Annotated in this window: 9 protein-coding genes; 5 read left to right on the top strand and 4 right to left on the bottom strand. The window is 61.6% G+C overall.

Annotated features, from left to right (window positions below):
* The 3 genes from P8X48_07600 to P8X48_07590 form a co-directional block, all read right to left on the bottom strand.
* The coding region (locus P8X48_07600) for a DUF882 domain-containing protein (GenBank protein MEJ2107177.1) at positions 1 to 478 on the bottom strand (478 nt) is incomplete at its 3' end.
* 133 nt (positions 479 to 611) lie between these two features.
* Positions 612 to 2294, bottom strand: coding sequence for a L,D-transpeptidase family protein (locus tag P8X48_07595; protein MEJ2107176.1), 1683 nt, complete (start codon positions 2292 to 2294; stop codon positions 612 to 614).
* A 102-nt stretch (positions 2295 to 2396) separates the two neighbouring features.
* Positions 2397 to 3053, bottom strand: coding sequence for a cytochrome b/b6 domain-containing protein (locus P8X48_07590; GenBank protein MEJ2107175.1), 657 nt, complete (start codon positions 3051 to 3053; stop codon positions 2397 to 2399).
* Positions 3054 to 3189: 136 nt separating this feature from the next.
* Between P8X48_07590 and P8X48_07585 the strand changes: the two genes are divergently transcribed.
* From P8X48_07585 to P8X48_07570, 4 genes are all read left to right on the top strand, one after another.
* The gene (locus P8X48_07585) at positions 3190 to 3693 is read left to right on the top strand and encodes a hypothetical protein (protein ID MEJ2107174.1); all 504 of its coding nucleotides are present in this window, start codon (positions 3190 to 3192) and stop codon (positions 3691 to 3693) included.
* Between the two features lie 119 nt (positions 3694 to 3812).
* Positions 3813 to 4133 carry a hypothetical protein gene (locus tag P8X48_07580; GenBank protein ID MEJ2107173.1) on the top strand — a complete coding sequence of 107 codons (321 nt, stop codon included), beginning with the start codon at positions 3813 to 3815 and terminating at the stop codon, positions 4131 to 4133.
* Positions 4134 to 4183: 50 nt separating this feature from the next.
* Positions 4184 to 4690, top strand: a complete 507-nt coding sequence (locus tag P8X48_07575; GenBank protein MEJ2107172.1) for a BCAM0308 family protein — start codon at positions 4184 to 4186, stop codon at positions 4688 to 4690.
* A gap of 114 nt (positions 4691 to 4804) precedes the next feature.
* Positions 4805 to 5416, top strand: a complete 612-nt coding sequence (locus P8X48_07570) for a SagB/ThcOx family dehydrogenase (protein ID MEJ2107171.1) — start codon at positions 4805 to 4807, stop codon at positions 5414 to 5416.
* A 27-nt stretch (positions 5417 to 5443) separates the two neighbouring features.
* On the opposite strand, the gene P8X48_07565 is transcribed toward P8X48_07570, so the two are convergent.
* Complete coding sequence (locus P8X48_07565) at positions 5444 to 5812, bottom strand: hypothetical protein (GenBank protein MEJ2107170.1); 369 nt, start codon at positions 5810 to 5812, stop codon at positions 5444 to 5446.
* Positions 5813 to 5944: 132 nt separating this feature from the next.
* Between P8X48_07565 and P8X48_07560 the strand changes: the two genes are divergently transcribed.
* Positions 5945 to 7327, top strand: a complete 1383-nt coding sequence (locus tag P8X48_07560; protein ID MEJ2107169.1) for a ribulose-bisphosphate carboxylase — start codon at positions 5945 to 5947, stop codon at positions 7325 to 7327.
* Positions 7328 to 7349: the final 22 nt, after the last annotated feature.

Genomic DNA, 7349 nt, shown 5'->3' with positions numbered 1-7349 from the left:
CAACACCGCCACGATGAAGATTCAGGGCCGCCTTGCGAAGGTGGCTCAACTCGACCCCTGGAAGACGGATATCGATCGCCTTGCCCTTCATGTGCAGGCTGTGGGTCGCCACGCCGTTACTGCGCTTGTGCAGGGCGGCATTGGTGGCCGGCGAGCGGTAGCCCGAGATCACGTGGAACACACCCTTCTTTTCCAGCTTCTGCTGCAGGGTATACAGGATGTCGAACAGATGGGGATCCATCTTCTTGATGTCCCCGGTACGAAAATCCCGCAACAGGTGATTCATCGTGTTCAATTCATCAGGGACATAGACGCCGTCCACCCAGTACGTAGCGGACAGGTGCTCACCCGTATGGATGTTATAGAAACGGATTTCGCGCTCACCCTGTGGCTTCGGCACGGCGGCAAGGGCAGCCGGTGCCGCCAGGCTGGCTGCGGCTGCGGCGGAATACTTCAAAAAGTCTCGGCGAGTTGTCATCGTTTCTGTACCTCGTCGTTTCCCCCGGTGCACCTCACTTTGGGCACCAGAAAGTATAGCAAGCGGTTTTTCCCTCATTCTTTATGACAGTTAATTTGGCGCTAAGTTCGGGGATTTCAACCCAACCCCCGTTTTATCGCATTTTTTCGCCATTTTCCCCGTTTTCCAGCATACGCTGGTCCCGTTCGTACACGTCTTCGCGGAAATTCACCTGATTGCCGCCATTCACCCAAGCCGTCCAGTACACCAGGTAGATGGGCACCGGCTCGGGTACCCGGGCGAGCTCGGTCTCACCCGAGTCGATGACTTCCTCGATTCGCTCCCGCGTCCAGCCGTTCTTTTCCCCGAACAGGTAGGTGGCGAGTTCGACGGGGTGTTGTACACGAACGCATCCGTGGCTCAGTGCACGGGACTCCTGCTCGAACAGGCCACGATGTGGCGTGTCGTGCAGAAAGATCGCGAAGTTGTTGGCGAAGATGAATTTGATTCTCCCGAGGGCATTCCATGGTCCCGGATCCTGACGCAACTGGTAGGGAAAGTTGTCCTCACTGAGCTTCGACCACCGGATGCGCGACGGATCGACCTCCCGAGGCTTCACGGCCCAGTTGTCGTACACCCGAATTTTTTGCGAGGCGAGATAGTCTGGATTGTGCAACTGCTTCGGCACCAGTTCTTCCAGTGCGATTTTCCTTGGAACCATCCAGTACGGGTTGAACTGGACGGAAACGAGATCGCCGGTGATTACCGGAGTCGTCCAGTCCTTCTGGCCGGTGATGACACGCATGGACAGCACGTCCTTGTCGTTTTCAATGACCGTCAACTCGTACCCCGCGGTATTCACCATGATATATCGATCGCCGAGATGCCGCGGCAGCCACCGCCACCGGTCCATGTTCAGGCGAATCTGTTCGATCCGTGCCGCCAGCGGTACATTCATGGCCTCGCGCGTGCCGGACCCGACCACGCCGTCTGCCTTCAGACCATAGCGTTTCTGGAATCGCTCTACCGCATCACGCACCCTCGCGTCGAACAGGTTTGCATCGTCCACGCTCCCGGCTCCGAGATCACCTTCTGCCATGAGCCGAATCCGCAAACGGCCCACTTGCGGGCTACGAACTCCGGTTTTCAGGGCCGGTCCGGCCGAAAGCGGCGGCCAGCCGCCGTCGCGTTCCAGCTTGCGATAGCGGGCCAGGGCCGTGCGCAGTTTCTGGTAGCCGGGCTGGGGTGGCGGCAGGTTCTGCACGAAGGCGTCGAACTTGGAGGGCTCCAGGTTCATCCAGTAGAACGGGACACCGTTGGGAGGCGGGGAAATGTGCCAATCCGGATCCACCTCGCCCGGCTTGAACCGGCCGACACGCACATCCTCGCTGTAGCGGAGGAAGGTGTCGGTCAAAAGGATATCCAGAGTCGCGCGGGAGGCCGCGTCCTCACGGGAGCGATACTCGTGAATCGTCGCGGGGTGATACGTTTTCGGATCAAGTCCTTCGCGGTCGGCGGTACGCAGGGCCCTGAGCAGGATCCGGGCACGACCGGTGGCATTCTTGTCTCCGCTCCACGCCGGTCGCCAATCCCGCGCCTCATAGAATTTCCGCAGCTGCGACCAGTCCAGAATCCAGTCCGCGCGCGGGTGCGCACGCCTATCAAGTTGCGCGCGAATTGCGTCGGCGACGGGGTCCGTAGCGGCCTGGACGGCGGGTACCACCCCCAGACCGGGAACCAGAAGCATCGCGAACACGCCCATCCGTACTGCCGCCATTCGGTAAGCGTGGCGGAAGATCCACTGAACCAGATATCGTTTTTCCGGGGCCTGCTGCATGAACCTCCGCCTTTCTGCTGAAGGCAGTAGTACTATGTGCAGGCCCCGTGGGCAATTTCAAGCCTGGCGCCGTATGCGCCCTTCTTCGGAATACCTTGCCGATCAGTCGGACGCGGTTTCCTCTTCCTTGTAGCCCGTTACCATGGCCCGCACCAGGTTCTGCCGGTGGCGATAGCTGGACAGGGCTACACCGAGCAGGTGCAGCGCGATCAGGAACACGGTGAAGTTCGCAAAGAACTCATGCACCTCCTCCCAAAACTCCTCCCCGTCTTCTCCTCCGTCCTCGTCGCCGGCCTCATCCTCGTGCTCCGCATTCATGCGTACGGTGCCGGTTCCACCGCCGGCTTCCGGTGCCAGCTTGCGTTCGGCGACCGTTTGCGCGAGGGGTCCGTGCCCCTCGAGACCATAAACCTGCAAACCGCTTACGGTGGTCGCCAGCAGGCTGACCAGAAGTGCAATCACCATCCACCCCGCGGCCGGATTGTGGCCGACATAGTTCTTCACACCGCCGCCCACCAAACCCTTCAGGTACACCAGGGCCTGAACCGGGGAACGCACGAAGTCGGAGAAACGGGCATGCTTGCTCCCAACCAGGCCCCACAGCAGACGTACGGCGATCAGTCCGAGCACGATGTAGCCTGCATAGATGTGTACCAGGGACTCGTCCTCTCCGGTGAAATAGGCGACCGTGAACGAGGCCACCAGTATCCAGTGGAACAAACGTATGATCGGGTCCCAAACGTAGACTTTCTGTTTCATAATGTTGCCCTCTGCAACGGTCTTCGATGAGGCAAAGTATGGGTGCTGCGCAGCCGGGAACCATCGGACACATGCCCCATTTCGTCCGGATGGGACACATGTACCATGCCGATGGTCCATGTGATTGGAGATTCGGGTGAACAAGGTCTGGTCCCGCGACGCCTACCTGATCGCCATCCTGCTGCTCGTCGTCGGCGCCAGTGCCGTCGACCTGTACGCCGACCTGGCACACGGTGCCTCCGGTCAGCACATCCTGAAGGAAGCGCTGGTCGTTGCCCTGGCGCTGGTCGGCATCTCCTGGCTGTTGCAGGGTTTGCGCCGGCAGCGCGCCCGAATCGCCCTGCTGCGCCAGGAGCTCGAACAGGCGCGCAATGCCCCCACGACGGCCAGCGAATACGTGCTGAGCGCACGCCGGCAGCTCGGTGAGGTTATATCGAAACAATTCGAGGAGTGGGGCCTGAGTACCAGCGAAAAGGAAGTCGGCCTGTTGCTGCTCAAGGGCCTGAGTCTCAAGGAAATTGCAGACCTGCGGGAAACCCTGGAAAAGACCGTGCGCCAGCAGGCATCCTCCATCTACAAGAAGGCCGGCGTTTCCGGGCGCCATGCCTTCGCCGCCTGGTTTATCGAGGATTTCCTCTGATCCCCCTTCGGGCCGGGTTTGATACCAGTCAACGATTCTGCCACGGCCGTTGACTAGGATTTGCTTGCGGGCGACAAAGGGACCGATGATTAATTTGGGCGATTGTTCGGGGACAGCCTATGACCATCAGCGAAAAGACGGTGCAGGCCGTATGGGAAAAAGGTCGCGGTGTTGGCGATCGTGATGCCGACACCTGGCGCCAGGACGAGTGCGGCGCCTGGATTCGCCGCGAACACTATGAAAACCTGACCTCGGAGTACGGCTGGAAGATCGAGGTCACCATCGCCGGCGGCAATGCCGACATCGGCAACCTGCGTCCCTTTCACCGCGAGAACGGGTTCGACGTAAACACGGGCGAGCGACGCTGCAAGGTGACTTCCGACCGCGAAGGAATTCAGCCCACGGCCGGGGTCGACACGCCACACAATCGCGAGACGTGAATGCCGTATCGGCGAGCCGGACTCGTCGAGCGAAACAACAGGAGCAAATCATGAAAGAACCACGCAAGCCCACGGACTTCGCCCAGCAGCATGGAAAGGACGACCGCATGTACGGCGAGCGCCTGCACGATCCCTATCAGGCCCGCGGCAAGTATCCGGAACCCAGCCTGTGTCCCGATTGCGGCGCCGTGTTCGAAAAGGGGCGCTGGCACTGGGGATCCGCCGGGGCCGGCGCGCATGAACAGCGCTGCCCCGCCTGCCAGCGCATTCAGGACAAGCAGCCCGCCGGCGTGGTTACCCTGAAAGGCGATTTCCTCAGCGCGCACCGCGATGAAATCATCGGCCTGATTCAGAACGCCGAAAAGAAGGAAAAACCGGAACATCCCTTGCAGCGCGTGATGGCGATCGAAGACGAGGACGGCGGCATCACAGTTTCCCTGACCGATGTACATATCGCGCGCGCCATCGCCGACGCCCTGCAGCATGCCTACGAGGGCGAACTCGACTACGAGTACAGCGACAAGGACACCCTGTTCCGGGCCAGCTGGTCCCGTTGATGTGAAGGCCGGGCGATGGGCACCCGGAATGCGCGATATCGACGCGTTGCGGTAGCACTGTCTTTTCTGGCCTTCCTTGTCGCAGGCGGTGCGCCAGAGTGGAGGACCTCCGCTATGGCACAGAGCAACGGCACCATCGCACTACCTGCCCCGCGCACCGACAGCGGCGTCAGTATCGAACGCGCCCTGCGCGAGCGCCGCTCGGTGCGCGAGTATCGCAAACAGGCAATCACCCTGCCGCAGTTGTCGCAATTGTTGTGGGCGGCGCAGGGCATCACCGCACCCGGTGGCCTGCGCACCGCGCCCTCGGCCGGCGCGCTCTATCCGCTGGAGGTCTATGTTCTCGTCGGCGATGTCGACGAGCTGGCCGAGGGCGTCTACCGCTACCAACCTGAAAACCACACGCTGCGCCGACTGGCCGGTGACGACAGGCGGCGTGAAATGGAACGCGCCGCGCTGGGCCAGGATTCGGTGGGACACAACGCGGTCCTGCTGGTGTTCGCTTCAGTCGATGCCCGCACCACGGGTAAATACGGCAAGCGCGGTCTGCGCTATGTGGAAATAGAGGTCGGGCACGCGGCGGAAAACGTGATGTTACAGGCCCAGGCCCTGGGCCTCGGCGCCGCGGTCGTCGGTGCCTTCAGTGACGAGCAGGTGGCGAAGGTGCTGGACCTGCCCAAAGGCGAACGACCCCTGTACCTCATGCCCGTCGGCGTCCCGCGCTAGCACTCCCTGCCGGGGGCGATCGGGATGCTATTTCTGCAGGGCCTTCCAGTCCGAGACATTCTTGGTCGCATCCCCCTGCCAATCATCCGGCGCCACCACCTCGCTGACAGGCAGGTCGCCCCAGTCGCTCAAGGACAATTCATCCGCAGAGCCGTCCAGGGAGACGGTTTCCACAGTGTCGCTGGCCTCGTTAATGGCGGTGACCTGGAACAGGGTACCTTCGTCGGTCTCGTACCAGGAATTCAGCGTCGGTTGCTCCTCGGTCGCCATGGTCTTTCTCGCTGCGGGCAGATGCATCGAATCTAGCGGCAAGCCGCGATGATTTGCCTTGATCGCTATCAAGGGCGGGCTCAGGACGACCAGGCCGAGGGCGGCAAAATCGGCCGTACCCAGCAAACCTTTGAATTTCCGCGGTTTCGCCGCTAGAATGCCCACAACTTTTTTACCCCCTATTTCTTATCAGGTTACTCAGGTATTCGGCGCACATCGCCCTATGCCCCGGTGCCGTTTTCACACGAGGGAAATACCATGGACCAGTCCAAACGTTACGCCGACCTCTCCCTGAAGGAGGAGGAGCTCATCGCCGGCGGCAAGCACATCCTGTGCGCCTACACCATGAAGCCGAAAGCCGGCCATGGCTACCTGGAAGCCGCCGCCCACTTTGCCGCCGAGTCTTCCACCGGCACCAACGTCGAGGTTTCGACCACCGACGATTTCACCAAGGGCGTGGACGCGCTGGTATACCACATCGACGAAGCCACCGAAGACATGCGCATCGCCTACCCGATCGAGCTGTTCGATCGCAACGTCACCGACGGGCGCATGATGCTGGTCTCCTTCCTGACCCTGACCATCGGCAACAACCAGGGCATGGGCGACATCGAACACGCCAAGATGATCGATTTCTTCATGCCGCCGCGCGCGATCCAGCTGTTCGACGGACCGGCCAAGGACATCTCCGACCTGTGGCGCATCCTCGGCCGCCCGGTGAATGATGGCGGCTACATCGCCGGCACCATCATCAAACCCAAACTCGGCCTGCGCCCGGAACCGTTCGCCGAGGCCGCCTACCAGTTCTGGCTCGGCGGCGACTTCATCAAGAACGACGAGCCCCAGGGCAATCAGGTGTTCGCGCCGGTGAAGAAGACCATTCCGCTGGTATATGACGCCATGAAGCGCGCCATGGATGAGACCGGTGAAGCCAAGCTGTTCTCCATGAACATCACCGCCGACGACCACTACGAAATGTGCGCCCGCGCGGACTTCGCGCTCGAGACCTTTGGTCCCGACGCCGACAAGCTCGCGTTCCTGGTCGACGGCTTTGTCGGCGGCCCCGGCATGGTCACCACCGCCCGCCGCCAGTACGCCAGCCAGTACCTGCATTATCACCGCGCCGGTCATGGCATGATCACCTCGCCCAGCGCCAAGCGCGGCTATACCGCGTTCGTGCTGGCGAAGATGTCGCGCCTGCAGGGTGCCTCCGGCATCCATGTCGGGACCATGGGCTACGGCAAGATGGAAGGCGAGGCCGACGACCGCGTCATCGCCTACATGATCGAGCGCGACAGCTGCGACGGTCCGGTTTATCACCAGGAATGGTTCGGTATGAAACCGACGACGCCGATCATCTCTGGCGGCATGAACGCGCTGCGCCTGCCCGGCTTCTTCAAGAACCTGGGCCACGGCAACGTCATCAACACCGCCGGTGGCGGTTCCTACGGCCACATCGACAGTCCGGCCGCCGGCGCCAAGTCGCTGCGCCAGGCCTATGAGTGCTGGAAGGCCGGTGCTGACCCCATCGACTACGCCAAGGAACACAAGGAGTTCGCGCGTGCGTTCGAGTCCTTCCCGCACGACGCCGACAAGCTGTTCCCCGGCTGGCGCGAGAAGCTGGGTGTCAAAGCCGCCTGAACCGCGACCCGTCAACGACAGC

The organism is Acidiferrobacteraceae bacterium (assembly GCA_037388825.1).
Taxonomy (GTDB): Bacteria; Pseudomonadota; Gammaproteobacteria; order Acidiferrobacterales; family JAJDNE01; genus JARRJV01.
This window is presented reverse-complemented; position numbering and strand designations above follow the sequence as displayed.

Bases quoted from the DNA above. Each gene is read 5' to 3' on its own strand.
- P8X48_07595 (MEJ2107176.1), bottom strand. From the start codon at position 2,294: ATGCAGCAGGCCCCGGAAAAACGATATCTGGTTCAGTGGATCTTCCGC.
- P8X48_07590 (MEJ2107175.1), bottom strand. From the start codon at position 3,053: ATGAAACAGAAAGTCTACGTTTGGGACCCGATCATACGTTTGTTCCAC.
- P8X48_07580 (MEJ2107173.1), top strand. From the start codon at position 3,813: ATGACCATCAGCGAAAAGACGGTGCAGGCCGTATGGGAAAAAGGTCGC.
- P8X48_07575 (MEJ2107172.1), top strand. From the start codon at position 4,184: ATGAAAGAACCACGCAAGCCCACGGACTTCGCCCAGCAGCATGGAAAG.
- P8X48_07570 (MEJ2107171.1), top strand. From the start codon at position 4,805: ATGGCACAGAGCAACGGCACCATCGCACTACCTGCCCCGCGCACCGAC.
- P8X48_07560 (MEJ2107169.1), top strand. From the start codon at position 5,945: ATGGACCAGTCCAAACGTTACGCCGACCTCTCCCTGAAGGAGGAGGAG.